The sequence below is a fragment of the Mesorhizobium sp. B2-3-12 genome, assembly GCF_006442205.1.
Lineage (GTDB): Bacteria > Pseudomonadota > Alphaproteobacteria > Rhizobiales > Rhizobiaceae > Mesorhizobium.
The window spans coordinates 109975-124661 of sequence record NZ_VFVR01000011.1 but is presented as its reverse complement, the minus strand read 5'-3'; the positions used below and the strand labels follow the sequence as shown (position 1 = coordinate 124661).

The 14687-nt window shown below is 64.6% G+C and carries 17 protein-coding genes; 14 read left to right on the top strand and 3 right to left on the bottom strand.

Annotated features, from left to right (window positions below):
• The 14 genes from FJ948_RS26085 to FJ948_RS26020 form a co-directional block, all read left to right on the top strand.
• Positions 1 to 724: extracellular solute-binding protein (locus FJ948_RS26085; RefSeq protein ID WP_140709535.1), on the top strand; the 724-nt coding region annotated here is incomplete at its 5' end.
• Between the two features lie 124 nt (positions 725 to 848).
• Positions 849 to 1796 (top strand): sugar ABC transporter permease, encoded by a 948-nt coding sequence (locus FJ948_RS26080; RefSeq protein ID WP_095771946.1) that lies wholly within the window; start codon positions 849 to 851, stop codon positions 1794 to 1796.
• A complete protein-coding gene (locus FJ948_RS26075; RefSeq protein ID WP_140709533.1) occupies positions 1793 to 2743 on the top strand; it encodes a carbohydrate ABC transporter permease in 951 nt (316 codons plus the stop codon). Before FJ948_RS26080 ends, FJ948_RS26075 begins: the two co-directional genes overlap by 4 nt.
• Positions 2744 to 2933: 190 nt before the next feature.
• On the top strand, positions 2934 to 3137 hold the full coding sequence (locus tag FJ948_RS26070; protein WP_140709532.1) for a hypothetical protein: 204 nt from the start codon (positions 2934 to 2936) through the stop codon (positions 3135 to 3137).
• Positions 3138 to 3139: 2 nt separating this feature from the next.
• Positions 3140 to 4252: an ABC transporter ATP-binding protein gene (locus tag FJ948_RS26065; RefSeq protein WP_140709530.1), complete on the top strand. Its 1113-nt coding sequence runs from the start codon at positions 3140 to 3142 to the stop codon at positions 4250 to 4252.
• Positions 4245 to 5258, top strand: coding sequence for an ABC transporter ATP-binding protein (locus FJ948_RS26060; protein WP_140709528.1), 1014 nt, complete (start codon positions 4245 to 4247; stop codon positions 5256 to 5258). The genes FJ948_RS26065 and FJ948_RS26060 overlap by 8 nt, the downstream gene beginning before the upstream one ends.
• Before the next feature lie 72 nt (positions 5259 to 5330).
• Complete coding sequence (locus FJ948_RS26055) at positions 5331 to 6974, top strand: dihydroxyacetone kinase subunit DhaK (protein WP_140709526.1); 1644 nt, start codon at positions 5331 to 5333, stop codon at positions 6972 to 6974.
• 72 nt (positions 6975 to 7046) lie between these two features.
• Positions 7047 to 7649, top strand: coding sequence for a dihydroxyacetone kinase subunit DhaL (gene dhaL / locus FJ948_RS26050; RefSeq protein ID WP_140709524.1), 603 nt, complete (start codon positions 7047 to 7049; stop codon positions 7647 to 7649).
• Positions 7646 to 8035, top strand: coding sequence for a dihydroxyacetone kinase phosphoryl donor subunit DhaM (gene dhaM, locus FJ948_RS26045; RefSeq protein ID WP_140709522.1), 390 nt, complete (start codon positions 7646 to 7648; stop codon positions 8033 to 8035). The genes dhaL and dhaM overlap by 4 nt, the downstream gene beginning before the upstream one ends.
• A gap of 21 nt (positions 8036 to 8056) precedes the next feature.
• On the top strand, positions 8057 to 8359 hold the full coding sequence (locus tag FJ948_RS26040) for an HPr family phosphocarrier protein (RefSeq protein WP_140709520.1): 303 nt from the start codon (positions 8057 to 8059) through the stop codon (positions 8357 to 8359).
• Positions 8360 to 8400: 41 nt separating this feature from the next.
• A complete protein-coding gene (ptsP, locus tag FJ948_RS26035; RefSeq protein ID WP_181173828.1) occupies positions 8401 to 9975 on the top strand; it encodes a phosphoenolpyruvate--protein phosphotransferase in 1575 nt (524 codons plus the stop codon).
• A 9-nt stretch (positions 9976 to 9984) separates the two neighbouring features.
• Positions 9985 to 10407: a hypothetical protein gene (locus tag FJ948_RS26030; protein ID WP_140709516.1), complete on the top strand. Its 423-nt coding sequence runs from the start codon at positions 9985 to 9987 to the stop codon at positions 10405 to 10407.
• Between the two features lie 39 nt (positions 10408 to 10446).
• Positions 10447 to 11433 carry a dihydroxyacetone kinase subunit DhaK gene (gene dhaK, locus FJ948_RS26025; protein ID WP_140709514.1) on the top strand — a complete coding sequence of 329 codons (987 nt, stop codon included), beginning with the start codon at positions 10447 to 10449 and terminating at the stop codon, positions 11431 to 11433.
• 69 nt (positions 11434 to 11502) lie between these two features.
• Positions 11503 to 12525 carry a nucleotidyltransferase family protein gene (locus FJ948_RS26020; protein ID WP_181173834.1) on the top strand — a complete coding sequence of 341 codons (1023 nt, stop codon included), beginning with the start codon at positions 11503 to 11505 and terminating at the stop codon, positions 12523 to 12525.
• Positions 12526 to 12533: 8 nt separating this feature from the next.
• On the opposite strand, the gene FJ948_RS26015 is transcribed toward FJ948_RS26020, so the two are convergent.
• The 3 genes from FJ948_RS26015 to FJ948_RS26005 are packed head-to-tail and all read right to left on the bottom strand — an operon-like array spanning position 12534 to position 14251.
• The gene (locus tag FJ948_RS26015) at positions 12534 to 13517 is read right to left on the bottom strand and encodes a serine kinase (protein WP_140709510.1); all 984 of its coding nucleotides are present in this window, start codon (positions 13515 to 13517) and stop codon (positions 12534 to 12536) included.
• The gene (locus FJ948_RS26010) at positions 13514 to 13948 is read right to left on the bottom strand and encodes a lasso peptide biosynthesis B2 protein (RefSeq protein WP_140709508.1); all 435 of its coding nucleotides are present in this window, start codon (positions 13946 to 13948) and stop codon (positions 13514 to 13516) included. Before FJ948_RS26010 ends, FJ948_RS26015 begins: the two co-directional genes overlap by 4 nt.
• Positions 13949 to 13960: 12 nt before the next feature.
• The gene (locus FJ948_RS26005; RefSeq protein WP_140709506.1) at positions 13961 to 14251 is read right to left on the bottom strand and encodes a PqqD family protein; all 291 of its coding nucleotides are present in this window, start codon (positions 14249 to 14251) and stop codon (positions 13961 to 13963) included.
• Between the last annotated feature and the right edge of the window lie 436 nt (positions 14252 to 14687).

The window sequence follows — 14687 nt, the reverse complement described above, 5'->3', positions numbered from 1 at the left end:
GATCTACACCGAGCGCGGTTCCGAAGGCATCACCATGGGCGCCATGGACGTGCTCTACAGCTACGGCTTCCAGTACGAAAACCCGAAGAAGCCCTACGAGATGGAAGGCTTCGTCAATTCCGAGAAATCGGTGAAGGGGCTGGAGTTCTACAAGGCGCTGTATGATTGCTGCACGCCGCCCGGCGCCTCGAACAGCTACATGGGTGAAGGCGTCGATGCCTTCAAATCGGGACAGGTGGCGATGCACATGAACTTCGCCTTCACATGGCCGGGCCTGCAGAAGGACGAGAATGTCGGCGGCGACAAGATCGGCTATTTCGTCAACCCGAAGGGTCCTGACGGCGACCAGTTCGCGCAGCTCGGCGGCCAGGGCATTTCGGTGGTGTCCTATTCCGACAAGCAGGAATCGGCGCTGAAATACATCAAGTGGTTCGCCAACAAGGACGTGCAGGCCAAGTGGTGGTCGCTCGGCGGCTATTCCTGCCTAAACGCGGTGGTCAAGGATCCGAAATTCCCGGCCAGCCAGCCCTATGCGCAGACCTTCCTCGACTCGATGGCCATCGTGAAGGACTTCTGGGCCGAGCCCAGCTACGCACCGCTGCTGCAGGCCTCGCAGAAGCGCTTCCATGACTATGTCGTCGCCGGCCAGGGTTCGGCCAAGGACGCGCTCGATGGCCTGGTCAAGGACTGGACTCAGGTCTTCCAGGACGATGGCAAGATGTAACCCCGGCAAGAGGTAAGGTTCCTCCCGAGCCCGACCGACGCGTCCCGTGCCGCCCTTGGCACGGGACGCAGTTCAGATAAATTCCATGATAGAGACGACCCAAGTGACCGAAGCAGGACTTACCATGCTCAATCGGACCGCGGAGAACGTTGCCCGGGCGACCCCGGAACCGTTGGCGCGCAAGGTCCGGGGCATCAGCGACAAGGGCCTCGCCTGGCTGTTCATCTCGCCGACGATCCTGTTGCTGCTTGCCATCAACATCTTCCCGCTGTTCTGGGCGATCTATCTGTCGTTCACCAATTTTCGCGCCAACCGCCCGAACGAGGTGGTGAAGAACCTCGGCTTCGCCAACTACCAGCGCATTCTCGGCGACCAGGACATCTGGATCGCCATGCAGACGACAGCGCATTTCGTGTTCTGGACCATCCTGTTGCAGACGCTGATCGGCTTCACTCTGGCCTGGCTGATCGACCGCAAGTTCCGCGGCCACGCCTTCTGGACGACGCTGATCCTGGTACCGATGATGCTGTCGCCGGCGGTGGTCGGCAATTTCTGGCGCTTCCTCTACGAACCGCAGATCGGCCTGTTTTCCTATGTCATCTCGTTCGTATCGGGCATTCCGCCGACAAGCATCCAGATGCTCTCCAACGTCTCGCTGGCACCGTGGTCGATCATCATCGTCGACACCTGGATGTGGACGCCCTATGTGATGCTGATCTGCCTCGCGGGCCTGCGCTCCATCCCCGAATACATCTATGAGGCGGCCGAGGTCGACCGCGCCTCCAACTGGCGGCAGTTCTGGTCGATCACGCTGCCGATGGCGCTGCCCTTCATCATGCTGGCGGTGTTGTTTCGCGGCATCGAGAACTTCAAGATGTTCGACATGGTCAATCTCTTGACCGGCGGCGGGCCGGGCTCGACCACCGAGGTCGCCTCGATCACGCTGAAGCGGCAGGCCTTCGAAAGCTGGCGCACCGGCTATTCCTCGGCCTTCGCCATCATCTTGTTCGTCGCGGTGTTCGGTCTCGCCAACATCTACGTCAAGGCGCTCAACAAGGTGAAGCAGAGATGAGCCTGACCACAGCCCATTCGGTCGTCGCCCCTTCGGCAGGTTCGAAGCGCATCGCCGGCGCCATCATCATCGCCTACGCGCTGATCTCGATCGTGCCGTTGCTGTGGATCTTCGCCACCAGCTTCAAGACGCCGCCGGACTCGATCGCCTATCCGCCCAAGATCGTCTTCCAGCCGAGCATCGAGGGCTACTGCAACCTGTTCACCACGCGCACCAGACAGACGCCGGAATACATCAATTCGCTCGGACCAGCGACCGGCTTCTGCGACGAGACGGTGCGCAAGCGCAACATGGTGATCGCCGGCCCGTCCAACTTCCTGCCGCGCTTCATCAATTCGCTGATCATCGCCTTCGGCTCGACCTTCTGCGCGGTGTTTCTCGGCACACTCTCGGCCTATGGCTTCTCGCGCTTCAAGGTGCCGCTCGCTGACGACCTCCTGTTCTTCATCCTGTCGACGCGCTTCATGCCGCCGATCGCGGTCGCCATCCCCATCTACCTGATGTACCGGGAGCTCGGCCTGTCCGACACCGCGCTCGGCATGATCCTGCTCTACACGGCGGTCAACGTGTCGCTGGCGGTATGGCTGCTCAAGGGCTTCATCGACGAGATCCCGCGCGAATATGAAGAAGCGGCGATGATCGACGGCTACACCAGGCTGCAGGCCTTCTGGCGCACCGTGCTGCCGCAAGCGACCACCGGCATTGCGGCGACCGCCATCTTCTGCCTGATCTTCGCCTGGAACGAATATGCCTTCGCCGCGCTGCTGACCTCGGGCACGGCACAGACCGCGCCGCCCTTCATCCCGACCATCATCGGCGAAGGCGGCCAGGACTGGCCCGCGGTGGCGGCCGGCACGACGATCTTCCTGGTGCCGATCCTGGTCTTCACCATCCTGCTCCGCAAGCAATTGCTGCGCGGCATCACCTTCGGCGCGGTGCGCAAATGATTGATCGTCAGCAAGTGTGGAACCGGCGCTGCGGCAGCGTCCCTTCTCCCCGTTCACGGGGAGAAGATGCCGGCAGGCAGATGAGGGGCAGCGCCGACATCCGCCTTGAACCGAGGCGTTGGCGCCGCCCCTCATCCGACCCTTCGGGCCACCTTCTCCCCGTGAACGGGGAGAAGGAAAGGAGCTACGCATGACGCGCCCCGCCATCTCAAGGAAATCCTCATGGCCACGCTGGGCAAGGCGCGGGGTGATGGAAAACATCGCGACCGCACTGATCGCCATCGGCTTCCTGATGCTGTTCCAGCCCTTCGCGCTGTCGCTCTACACCTATTCCTTCATCACCATGCTTGCCGGCACGGTGATGTTCATCATCGTCTCGAAATTCCCGGAATAGTCATGGCCGAAATCCGCGTCCAACACCTGAGGAAGGCCTTCGGCGATTTCGTCGCCGTGCAGGGTTCCAACTTCGTCGTCGAGGATGGCGAGTTCTTCGTCATGCTCGGGCCTTCCGGCTGCGGCAAGACCACCACCTTGCGCATGATCGCCGGGCTCGAACTGCCGACGGGCGGCCAGATCCTGCTCGGCGGCGACGATGTCACCATGCTCAGAGCGCGCGAGCGCGACATCGCCTTCGTCTTCCAGCTGTTCGCGCTCTACCCGCATATGAATGTGCGCAAGAACATCGGCTTTCCGCTGCTGGCGCAAGGCATGCCCTCCGCTGAAATCCGCACACGCGTCGAGGAAACCGCGAAGCTTCTGCGCATCGACCATCTGCTCAACAAATCGGTCTCCGGCCTCGCCGGCGGCGACCGCCAGCGCGTCGCGCTCGGCCGCGCCATCGTGCGGCGGCCAAAATGCTTCCTGATGGATGAGCCGCTCGGCACGCTCGACACCGAATTCCGCGAGCTCATGGTGCATGAACTGCGTGAGCTGCATAACCGCATCCATGCCACGACGGTCTATGTCACGCATGACCAGATGGAAGCGATGTCGATGGCCGACAAGATCGCTGTCATGAACCACGGCGTCATCGAGCAGTTCGGCACGCCACGCGAAATCTACGACCGCCCGGCGACCATGTTCGTCGCCGACTTCATCGGCTCGCCGCCGATGAATTTTTTGAAATTTGGCGGCGGAGTCACAAAGGGCGCGAAAGAGGTGGTCGTCCAGGGGGCGACGGTGGGCGTACCGGAGGTGCGCGAGGATGTGGCACCCGCCGACATGGCGCTCGGCATCCGGCCGGAGCACATCCGCTTCGACGACGCCTCGAAACTGCGCGGTGCGATCTACGGCACCGAATATCTCGGCACCACGCAGATCGTCGCGGTGGAGACGGCGGACGGTATCATCAAGGCACGCGTTCCAGCCGAAATCCGGCTCAACGCCGGCGACCATGTCGGCCTGACGCTGAACAGCGCGCGGCTGTCGCTGTTCGAAAAAGGCTCCGGACGCGCGGTGAGGACGGCGATCCACGACACCGCCTCTCAAGGGAGAGTGCAGCATGGCTGATGTTCACATCAAAGACGTGACCAAGAGTTTCGGCGAGCACGTCGCCATCGACGGTCTCGACCTGCATATATCGGATGGCGAATTCGTCGTGCTGCTCGGGCCGACCGGCGCCGGCAAGACGACGACGCTGCGGCTGATCGCCGGGCTGGAGCGGCCGGATACCGGTACGATCGAGATCGGCGGCCACAATGCCACCAACCTGTCGCCAGCCGAGCGCGACACCGCTTTCGTCTTCCAGCAATATTCGCTTTATCCGCATCTGTCGGTGTTCGACAACCTCGCCTTCCCGCTGCGCTCGCCGGCGCGAAAGATACCGGAAGACCAGATCCGCCGCCGGGTCGAGGAGGTGGCGAAGATGGTGCGCATCGACCACAAGCTCGCCAACCGCTCGACCAAGCTGTCGGGTGGTGAGATGCAGCGCGTCGCCATCGGCCGGGCGCTGGTGCGCAAGCCGGCGATCTATCTGATGGACGAACCCCTGTCGTCGCTCGACGCCAAGCTGCGCGCGGATCTCAGGCTCGAGCTGAAACGCATCCAGTCCGAACTCGGCGCCACCATGCTCTACGTCACCCACGACCAGATCGAGGCGATGACCATGGCGGACCGCATCGGCATCCTGGCTGACGGGGTTCTGGTGCAGATCGGCTCACCGCGAACCATCTACTCCGAGCCGGCGAACCTGCATGTGGCGGCACGGCTCGGCCAGCCGGCGATCAATCTTTTACCCTCCGGCCTGCTGCCCGATGGCGGCGCGCCGGCCGGCACCAAGACGATCGGCGCGCGCACCGAGCATCTGGCGATCGAGAAGGCAACCAACGGCCATGCCGACGGCGTCGTCGACTGGGTCGAGCATCTCGGCGACCAGAACCACCTGCATGTGACGGTGGGGCCGAAGAAACTGGTGACGCTGACCGATCCCGACACCGATCTGGCGCAAGGCGACAAAGTGGTGATCCGCTACCGCTCGCCGCTCTATTTCGGCGCCGACGGACAACGACTGATGTGACCGGTTTTTCGGCGTCGCTGCTAAGGGTGACGCCGGCTTGTGGCTGACGATTGCGAATACGGGACGAATTCGATGAAGCACTTTTTCAACCGCAGGGAAACGATCGTCACCGAGGCGCTGGACGGCCTGTTGCGCACCATTGGCTCGGCCGATCTCGCGCGCCTCGACGGCTATCCCGAGATCAAGGTCGTGCTGCGCGCCGATTGGGACAAGACGAAGGTCAGCGTCGTCTCCGGCGGCGGCGCCGGGCACGAGCCCTCGCATGCCGGCTTTGTCGGCAAGGGCATGCTGACTGCCGCGGTCTCGGGCGAGATCTTCGCCTCGCCCAGCGTCGAGGCGGTGCTGGCTGGCATCCGCGCGGTCACCGGACCAGCCGGCTGCCTGCTGATCGTCAAGAACTACACCGGTGACCGGCTCAATTTCGGCCTCGCCGCCGAGAAGGCGCGCGCCGAGGGTTTTGCCGTCGAGATGGTGATCGTCGCCGACGACATCGCGCTGCCCGACATCGCGCAGCCGCGCGGTGTCGCCGGCACGCTGTTCGTGCACAAGATCGCGGGCCATCTATCTGAAACCGGCCGCGACCTGGCCGAGATCGCGGCCGCCGCACGAGCGGCGGCGAAGGATATCGTCTCGCTCGGCATGTCGCTGTCCTCCTGCTCGATCCCCGGCCAGCCGCACGAAGACAGGTTTGGCGCCGATGATGGAGAGCTTGGTCTCGGCATCCATGGCGAGCCCGGCGTCGAGCGGATCGCGGTGCAAAGCGCGGACAAGCTGGTGGCGATCATGGCGGAGCGCTTAGCAGTGCGGCTCGACCCGAAGGCCAGCCATGCTCTGCTGATCAACAATCTCGGCTCTGTGCCGCCGCTCGAAATGTCCCTGGTCGCCAATGCGGTGCTTGCCTCGCCGCTCGCCAGGACCGTCAAGCTGGTGATCGGCCCCGGCCCACTGATGACGGCGCTCAACATGAACGGCTTCTCGCTGTCGCTGACCAAGCTCGATGCGGCGCGCGAAGCGGCCCTGCTGGCGCCGGTCGGCCCGCACGCCTGGATGCCGGCCAAGCCGGTTGTTGCGCCCTCAGTCGTGCCGATGGCGAAACCAGCCCACGAAGGTGCGGCACGCAAGGCCAGCCAAGACGCGAGCACAAGGCGCTTGATCGTCACTGTCTGCGAAAAACTGATTTCACTGGAAGCGGCTTTGAACGGGCTCGACGCCAAGGCGGGCGACGGCGACACCGGCTCGACGGTGGCGACCGGCGCACGCAGCATCCTCGAACGGCTCGATACGCTGCCACTTGCCGATCCGGCGGCGACCCTTGGCGCAATCGGCGATCTTCTGAGCGCATCCATGGGCGGCTCGAGCGGCGTGCTGCTGTCGATCTTCTTCACGGCGGCGGCACAAGCGCTTGGCAGCGGCGCAACCATCACCAAGGCGCTGCTTGCCGGGCTTGAGCGGATGACCTTCTACGGCGGCGCAAAACCCGGCGATCGCACCATGGTCGACGCACTGGAGCCGGCTTTGAAGGCGCTCGACGCCAAGGGCCTGGAGGAAGCCGCGAGAGCGGCCCGGCGCGGCGCCGAAGCCACGGCCGCAATGGAGAAGGCCAAGGCCGGGCGGTCCGCCTATGTCGGCGCTAAATTGCAAGGTGTGGTCGACCCCGGCGCTCATGCCGTGGCCGAGGTATTCGCGGCCGCCGCCGCCCAGCATGCCACGGCCTGAAACATGCTCCAGTTGTCGAATGAGCGTTCTTTCGCTACTGCCGGCAAGGGGCAAACCGGGAATTCGGGCGACATGACGGCGCTGGACCTTTCGAGGCTGATCACGGCCGTGGCGGATACGATTGCCGCACACGCCGAGGAATTGACGGTGCTCGACCAGGCGATCGGCGATGGCGACCACGGATTGAATATGAAGCGAGGCTTCGAGGCTGTGCGCGCCGAGGCCGAGGCGTTTTCGGCCAAACCGCTGCCCGACGCCCTGAAGGCGATCGGCACCAAGCTGGTGATGACGGTGGGCGGCGCCTCCGGCCCGCTGTTCGGCACGTTGTTCCTGGCGCTCGGCAAGGAGATTTCGGCGGACCCGGATCGCGCCAATCTTACTTCTGCCTTTGGCAAGGCGATCGAAGCGGTGGCCGCGCGCGGCAAATCCCATGTCGGCCAAAAAACCATGCTCGATGTGCTGCAGCCGGTGCATGATGCGTTGGCCAAGGGCAGCAGCTTGGCGGAAATGGCCGACATCGCCGATGCCGCCGCCGAAGCGACCGTGCCGATGAAGGCGCTGCGCGGGCGAGCCTCGTTCCTCGGCGACCGCTCCATCGGCCATATGGACGCCGGCGCGCGCTCGACCGCGCTGCTGGTGCGCATGCTGGCGCAAACCATCGGAGACAAGGCATGAGCAATGTCGGGATCGTGATCGTGTCGCATTCGCCGCTGGTCGCGGAAGGCACGGCCGACATGGTACGCCAGATGGTGGGCGACGAAGTGCCGCTTGCATGGTGCGGCGGAAACGGCCATGGCGGGCTCGGCACCAATGTCGAGGCGATCATGGGCGCCATAGACAGAGCCTGGTCGGATGCCGGCGTCGCCATTCTGGTCGATCTCGGCGGCGCCGAGACCAATTCGGAAATGGCGGTGGAAATGATCGGCGAGCCGCGCGCGCAGAAGATCATCGTCTGCAACGCGCCGATCGTCGAGGGCGCGGTGATGGCGGCGACCGAGGCATCCGGCGGCGCCTCGCTGAAAGAAGTGGTGGCGACGGCGCATGAATTGTCGCCATCGTGAGTGAACGGGATTTTTGAAGACATGTCCGCAGCCGCCGAAGCGACCGTCCTGATCACCCACGATGTGGGCCTGCACGCGCGTCCTTCGGTGAAGTTCACCAAGCTGGCCAAGAGCTTTGCCGCCGACGTGGAGATTGCGCTTGCCGCCAACGGCCCATGGTTCGATGCAAAGAGCATCGTCAAGGTGATGGCGGCCAAGGCGCCGAAGGGCACGGTGCTGCACATCAGGGCCAATGGCGATGGCGCCAGCGATGCCGTGCGCGCGCTGATCGAACTGGTGCAGCGCGATTTCGACGAGGACGCCGGCCATGTCCGCTCGGCTTGAGGCCGACGCAAGACTTGGTCGGCCCGCGGGGAATGCGGGCCATGCGCATTGAGGGTGTTCCGGCCTCGGCCGGCTATGCCGAAGGGCCTCTGTTCGACCTCGGCCGACCCGAGGGCATTTACGCGAGCAAGGCAAGCTCCGCCGAGGAGAAGACGTCGCTGGAGGCCGCGATCGGCAAGGCGGTGAACCGGCTCGTGGCCATGGTCGAGACCGCCGACAGCGATGCCGCCGGCATACTCGAATTCCACATCGCGATGCTGGAGGACGACGCGCTGAGCGGGCCGGCCTTCGCATCGATCGCTTCCGGAATACCCGCCGACGCGGCCTGGCGGCAGGCACTCGATGCCGAGATCGCCGGCTACGAGGCCTCGGACCAGGATTATTTCCGCGCCCGCGCCACTGACCTGCGCGATATCAGGGACCAGGTGCTGCGTGCCCTGACCGAGGACGGTGGCAGCACGCCACCGGCCGGCGCCATCCTTCACGGCGTGGACATCGCGCCGACGCGCTTTCTCGAAACCGACTGGAGCCAAGGCGGCGGCATTGCGCTCAAGGCGGGCAGCACTGCCAGCCATGTCGCCATGCTGGCGCGCTCGCGTGGGGTGCCGATGGTCGTGGGTCTGCGGGAGCCGCTCACCGCTGGTGCCGGCATGGCGCTGCTCGACGCGGAGCACGGCACGATCGTTCTGGCGCCCTCGCCCATGGAGATCGGCTCGTTCCGGCAGGCGTCGTCTTCCTTTGCGGCTCGACAGGGCAAGGCGCGGACTTTTCTGGCACGGCCGGCGGCGACGAAGCGCGGCACCGCGGTCGGCGTGCAGGTCAACATCGCCGACCCCCATGATGTCGACGCCATCGACATCGCGACCTGCGACGGTGTCGGGCTGATGCGCACCGAATTCCTGTTCGGCAAGACGCTGCCGGATGAGGAGACGCAGTATCGCGCCTATCGCAAGGTGCTGGAGTGGGCCGGCGAGAAACCGGTGACAATCCGCACCGTCGATGCCGGCGGCGACAAGCCGGTCCCGGGCTTCACTGTCGAAGAGGACAATCCGTTCCTCGGCCTGCGCGGCATCAGGCTGTCGCTGGCCAGGCTGGACATATTCCGTATCCAAATCCGAGCATTGCTGCGCGCCGCGCCACACGGCAATCTCAAAGTCATGTTTCCGATGATCGCCACATCAGAAGAGTATGACCGCGCCGCCGCCCTGTTCGCCGAGGAACGGGCGGCGCTCGCCGCGCGCGGTGTCGCGCACAAAATGCCGCCGCTTGGCATCATGGTCGAGGTGCCTTCGGTGGCCATCGCGCCGGAGGCGTTCGCCGGCGTCGCCTTCCTGTCGATCGGCTCCAACGACCTCACCCAATATGTGATGGCGGCGGCCCGCGACAATGCAGCGGTCGCGCATCTCAACTCCGTGCGCCATCCAGCCGTCCTGCGGTTGATCGGCTCGGTCGCGGCCTTCGGACGGGAGAACGGGATTCCCGTCAGCCTGTGCGGCGACGCCGGCGGCGATCCTGCCTCGATCCCGTTGCTGCTCGAGGCCGGCCTGCGCGACCTCTCGGTGGCGCCGGCGCAACTCGCCATGGCCAAGGCGGCCATCGCGGACGTTCCGGTCTAGGCGGCTGGCATGGTCGACATCAAACCCGAGCCCAGCTCCGACGAGGCGATCCGCGCCTACAAGACGATCCTGTCGCAGGTCATCGACCAGCGCCCGTCGGGCATGCGCCAGCGCCTGGCCGACGCGCTCGGCAAGCACCGCAGCTTCGTCACTCAGATTTCGAGCCCCGCCTATTCAATCCCGATCCCGTCAAAGCATCTGCCCGCCATCTTTTCCGTCTGCCATTTCAGCCCAGCCGAGCGCGACCAGTTTCTCGCCGCCTATCACCAGGCACATCCCGGAAAGATCTCGGTCGCTGCGGGCGCGCGCAAGACAAGGCACGTTTCGCTGATCGTGCCGGATTTCGGCGATGACAAGCAGAATGCGGCGCTCGACCGCGCGATCAACGAATTCATCCAGAAGGTCACCAGCATCACCGGCAAGAATGGCTGATCGACCCTTGATGCCAGGCTATTTTGGGAGGAGACGGCCGTGAAGAAATTCATGAACTCGGTGGACACGGTGCTGACCGAGAGCCTCGACGGTTTCGTGGCCGCCCATGCCGACATCCTGGTTCTTGGCGAGGAGCACAAATTCCTCCGCCGCAAGGCCCTCAAGCCGGGCAAGGTGGCGCTGATCTCCGGCGGCGGCTCCGGCCACGAGCCGCTGCATGGCGGCTTTGTCGGCCATGGCATGCTGGACGCCGCCTGCCCCGGCCAGGTGTTCACCTCGCCGACGCCGGACCAGATGCTGGCGGCCGCGCAAGCCGTCGACACCGGCGCCGGCTGCCTTTTCATCGTCAAGAACTATGAGGGCGACGTGATGAACTTCGACATGGCGGCGGAAATGTCGGAAGGCGTCCTCCAAGTGGTGACCAATGACGACGTCGCCGTCGAGAATTCGTCCTATACGACCGGACGGCGCGGCGTCGCCGGCACGCTGGTGGTGGAAAAGATCGTCGGCGCGGCGGCTGAACATGGCATGGCGCTGAAGCCGCTCAAGGCGCTGGGCGACCGCGTCAATGCCGCGACCCGCTCGATGGGCGTGGCGCTGACCAGCGGCACCGTGCCGGCGGCCGGCAAGCCGACCTTCGACATCGGCGATGGCGAGATGGAATTCGGCGTCGGCATCCATGGCGAGCCCGGCCGCCGCCGCGACAGGCTGAAAAGCGCCGATGCGATCGCGCAGGAAATCTGCGCCGCCATCCTGGGCGATCTCGGCGACAGGGCGAAAGGGCCCGCGCTGCTGTTCGTCAACGGCTTCGGCGGCACGCCGCTGATGGAGCTCTATCTGATGTACAACAGCGCCCGCCGGATTTTCGAGCAGCATGGCGTGACGATTGCCCGCTCGCTGGTCGGTCCCTATGTCACCTCGCTCGACATGGCCGGCTGCTCGATCACACTGACCCTGCTCGACGAGGAATTGACGGGCTGGTGGGATGCGCCTGTCCACACGGCGGCGCTACGCTGGGGCATGTAAGGCTGGCTTCAGTCGCCCTTTTCTGCAACCATTCTGGGCATCCACTTAGCGATGGATTTGCCCGGATTGATGCTGCCCTCCCTCACCTCCGCCGAAGAAAGACTTCTGCTGCGCTACGCCGATCCGGAGGCTGCGGCGGTCGAGGACAATTTGTCTGCGAAGGCACTGTCGGCGCTGCTCGACAATGCCGAATTCCACGGCATCCTGCCGATCATGCTGCGCAAGCTCAGGGAGCGCGGCGACGCGCACCTGCCGCCGGACGCCGGCTTGCAGGACAAACTCGAAGACCTGCGCCAGAAGGCGACGATCGCCACCGGCCAATCGATGCTGCTGCAGTATCATGGCGACCGCATCATGAAGGGCATGGCGGCGGAAGGCATTCCGGCGCGGATCGTCAAGGGCCCGGTCTTCGCGCGAAAACTCTACCGCAACGTCTCGGACCGTCCGTTCACCGACATCGACATCCTCGTCGAGCCGGCCAACCTCGCGCCGGCGAACCAGGTGATCGCGGCGTCAGGCTTCGAGCTTGGCAGCAACGAGGCCGAATCCTACCAGCTGCAGGAATTCAAATGGCTGGAAAAGGAGAATTCCAGCCTGATGATCGAACTGCATGGCGACCTCGTGCACGACACCGGCATGCGGCGGCGCCTGTCGCTGGGGTTTCGCGAACTGGGCATCATTGACGGCGACGCGACGGACGCGCCGGCGGCGCTTTTGACGATCGCCATCGTGCATGCGGCGGGGGGACATAAATTCCACCGGCTGCAGCTTTGCGTCGACGTGCTGCAAGGCGTGCGGGCGCTACAGTCGCCGAAAGCGGAGGAACGCCTGCTCGACGCTGCCCGTATGACCGGCATCGAACTCGAACTGGCGATCGTGCTCAACGTGACCGGCCGGCTGTTCGACGAACCTCACGCGCTCGAACTCGCTGGACGGATCAAGCCCGACCTGTCGATACGGCTGGCCAAGAAGCTGATCACGACGAACACGCTGCTCAGGGTCAATTCCAGGGAGAAGATCGGCTCGCGCCTGCGCCGCGATGCCTTTCGCTGGATCCAGCGGCTGGCCAAGGCCAGGCCATACGCCGCTTGAAGGGACCGTCAATCCTGTGATGTCAATGCAGCACTGATCAGCGCCGCCGCATCGGCCGGGCGCGCGCCCACTTCCAGCGTAAAGGTCGGCACCGACGAGACCAGCTTCCCGATCGTCGCCAGCCGGCGTTTCTGCAGCGGCAGCAGGCCGGTCGCGCCGGTTCGGACATTGTCCATCGCCAGCGCCACCGTCGCGTCGGTCTTGGCCATCGGCACGAGCCGGGTCTCTTCGTCGGCGGATCGCGCGAGATGCAGGAGCGCGGCCACCGGACGGGCGGTCGGGGTTTCGATTTTCACGATCCCGCCCAGCTTTTCCAGCGAAACCGCCTGTTCGCCATTGCGGTCCCAGGACGGCCCGAGACATGGCGCCACCTGCGGGATCATCCGCGCGGTCTTCTCATGGATCTTGACGTGGCGCGGCAAACCCCAGGCAACGGGCGCGATGCCAGCGACATCCAGGATCATGGCGTCGTCGGAGCACAGGCCGAAACCTTGCGTTGCCAGGGCCAGCGAGGTCGTGGTCTTGCCGGTGCCGCTCGGGGCATGGACCAGCACGACGGCGTCGCGGCCCGGCAAGGTCAGGCCCGCCGTGTGCAGCATGTGCTGGCCGCCGGCGTCGAGAGCGGCGTCCAGCATCAGCATCGACGGCGTCCAGGCAGACTTGCTGTCGGGTACGATGCGAAGCCTCGCCCACCCCTTCTCGTTGATCTCGACGGTCTGGCGTCCCGGCAAGACGAGATGGACGCTGGCGCCGTCGGCGATCATCCGGCAATAGCCGTCGTCCGGTATTTCACCCTCGAAGACCAGCGATCCGGCTGGCATCTCGTCCAGCGCTTGGGTTTCGGCGATGTCGAGATGAAAATCCGCTTCGGGCGAACCTTCGATGCGCAGGCTGGCGAGCATCCTGTCGAAGTCCAGCCACAGTTCGGCGCGTTCGGCCGATATGCCGAGCACTTGGCCATTGAGATCGTAGAACGCGCAAGCTCTGGTCAAGCGGCGCGTACCTTGGTGTCACGGTCATGGTGGCGATAAATCTCGACCATGCCGGGAAGGCTGTCGCTGACCACCGGTCTGCCGTCGAGGCAAACCCAGCAATGCGCCGACAGCCGCGACGCCTGCAGCGACTTCGGATCGACGCCGAAGCGCAACTCCGGGTCGAAGCCGGCGAGGCGCAGGAAACGGTGGCCGAGCAGCCCTTCGCGCAGGCATCTGCGGTCACGCATCAGCCAGGGATGGCGGACAGTGCGGTGGACGCGAGCGACAATGTAGGCGGCTGGCAAGCCGCGATAGGGCGTCGGTGAGGCGAGCGGCGCCCATTTCAGCACCTCCTCGAAGCTGCGGTTGGCAATGAGGACCGGCATCAGCCGCGCGCTTGCCCAGAGATGGCAGCGAAACAAGGCGCGCAGGAGAGAACTATCCGCCATCAACACGCACCATCAGCCATCAAGCCCTGGCGCGGCCAGGATGCCTTCCGAGACCAGTTCGGTGGCCAGCGCAGCCATGTCCTCGTCAAGCGTGCCCTTGTCGATCTCGAACTCCTCGCAAAGCAGGCCGACGATCTGGCTAAGGCTGCGCGCGCCATCCACCTTGTCGAGAAAGGCTTCGGTCGTGCCGTTGCAGGTATAGAGCTGGCCGCTGCGCGCCAAAAGCACGACCGCGCCGTCGCCGACGTGCTGGACCGAGGCATCGTCCGCCAGCCGCAGAACCGTCCCAGAGGCAATTTCCATCACGAACCCCAAAAAGCCATGCAAACCCCGAAATGAGATAGCGCGGCGGCGGGGCGCTGTCTATCGGCGGCCGGGGATGGCCAGTGCAAGGTCATGTCCGCGACAGCCTCTTGTAACTCCGCGAAATCCGTCCACTGCCGAAATCATCCCAGAAAATAGTCGTCGGAACGACGCTCCAGGCAAGCGCGTCGACGGACAGGACCGTTGCTTTTCTTCCCTAAGGTGAGGTAAGAACCCCCCGGGTCTTGGGGAGATAGCGTATGCGTTACAATTGGGAGCGGGCACCGACGACTTTCGAACGTCACCGAAAGGCTCTGGCTACGGCCATTTTGATCTTCGGCGGCGTCGGCCTCATGCTTGTTGCCTTGCCGATCTAGCGCGATCGATTTTTGGCCAATGAATCCCGTTCGTTAGTCGGCTATCGGCAGGTCGCTCA

Coding starts and splice junctions, on each gene's coding strand:
- FJ948_RS26080 (WP_095771946.1), top strand. CDS start 849: ATGCTCAATCGGACCGCGGAGAACGTTGCCCGGGCGACCCCGGAACCG.
- FJ948_RS26075 (WP_140709533.1), top strand. CDS start 1,793: ATGAGCCTGACCACAGCCCATTCGGTCGTCGCCCCTTCGGCAGGTTCG.
- FJ948_RS26070 (WP_140709532.1), top strand. CDS start 2,934: ATGACGCGCCCCGCCATCTCAAGGAAATCCTCATGGCCACGCTGGGCA.
- FJ948_RS26065 (WP_140709530.1), top strand. CDS start 3,140: ATGGCCGAAATCCGCGTCCAACACCTGAGGAAGGCCTTCGGCGATTTC.
- FJ948_RS26060 (WP_140709528.1), top strand. CDS start 4,245: ATGGCTGATGTTCACATCAAAGACGTGACCAAGAGTTTCGGCGAGCAC.
- FJ948_RS26055 (WP_140709526.1), top strand. CDS start 5,331: ATGAAGCACTTTTTCAACCGCAGGGAAACGATCGTCACCGAGGCGCTG.
- dhaL (WP_140709524.1), top strand. CDS start 7,047: ATGACGGCGCTGGACCTTTCGAGGCTGATCACGGCCGTGGCGGATACG.
- dhaM (WP_140709522.1), top strand. CDS start 7,646: ATGAGCAATGTCGGGATCGTGATCGTGTCGCATTCGCCGCTGGTCGCG.
- FJ948_RS26040 (WP_140709520.1), top strand. CDS start 8,057: ATGTCCGCAGCCGCCGAAGCGACCGTCCTGATCACCCACGATGTGGGC.
- ptsP (WP_181173828.1), top strand. CDS start 8,401: ATGCGCATTGAGGGTGTTCCGGCCTCGGCCGGCTATGCCGAAGGGCCT.
- FJ948_RS26030 (WP_140709516.1), top strand. CDS start 9,985: ATGGTCGACATCAAACCCGAGCCCAGCTCCGACGAGGCGATCCGCGCC.
- FJ948_RS26020 (WP_181173834.1), top strand. CDS start 11,503: ATGCTGCCCTCCCTCACCTCCGCCGAAGAAAGACTTCTGCTGCGCTAC.
- FJ948_RS26010 (WP_140709508.1), bottom strand. CDS start 13,948: ATGGCGGATAGTTCTCTCCTGCGCGCCTTGTTTCGCTGCCATCTCTGG.
- FJ948_RS26005 (WP_140709506.1), bottom strand. CDS start 14,251: ATGGAAATTGCCTCTGGGACGGTTCTGCGGCTGGCGGACGATGCCTCG.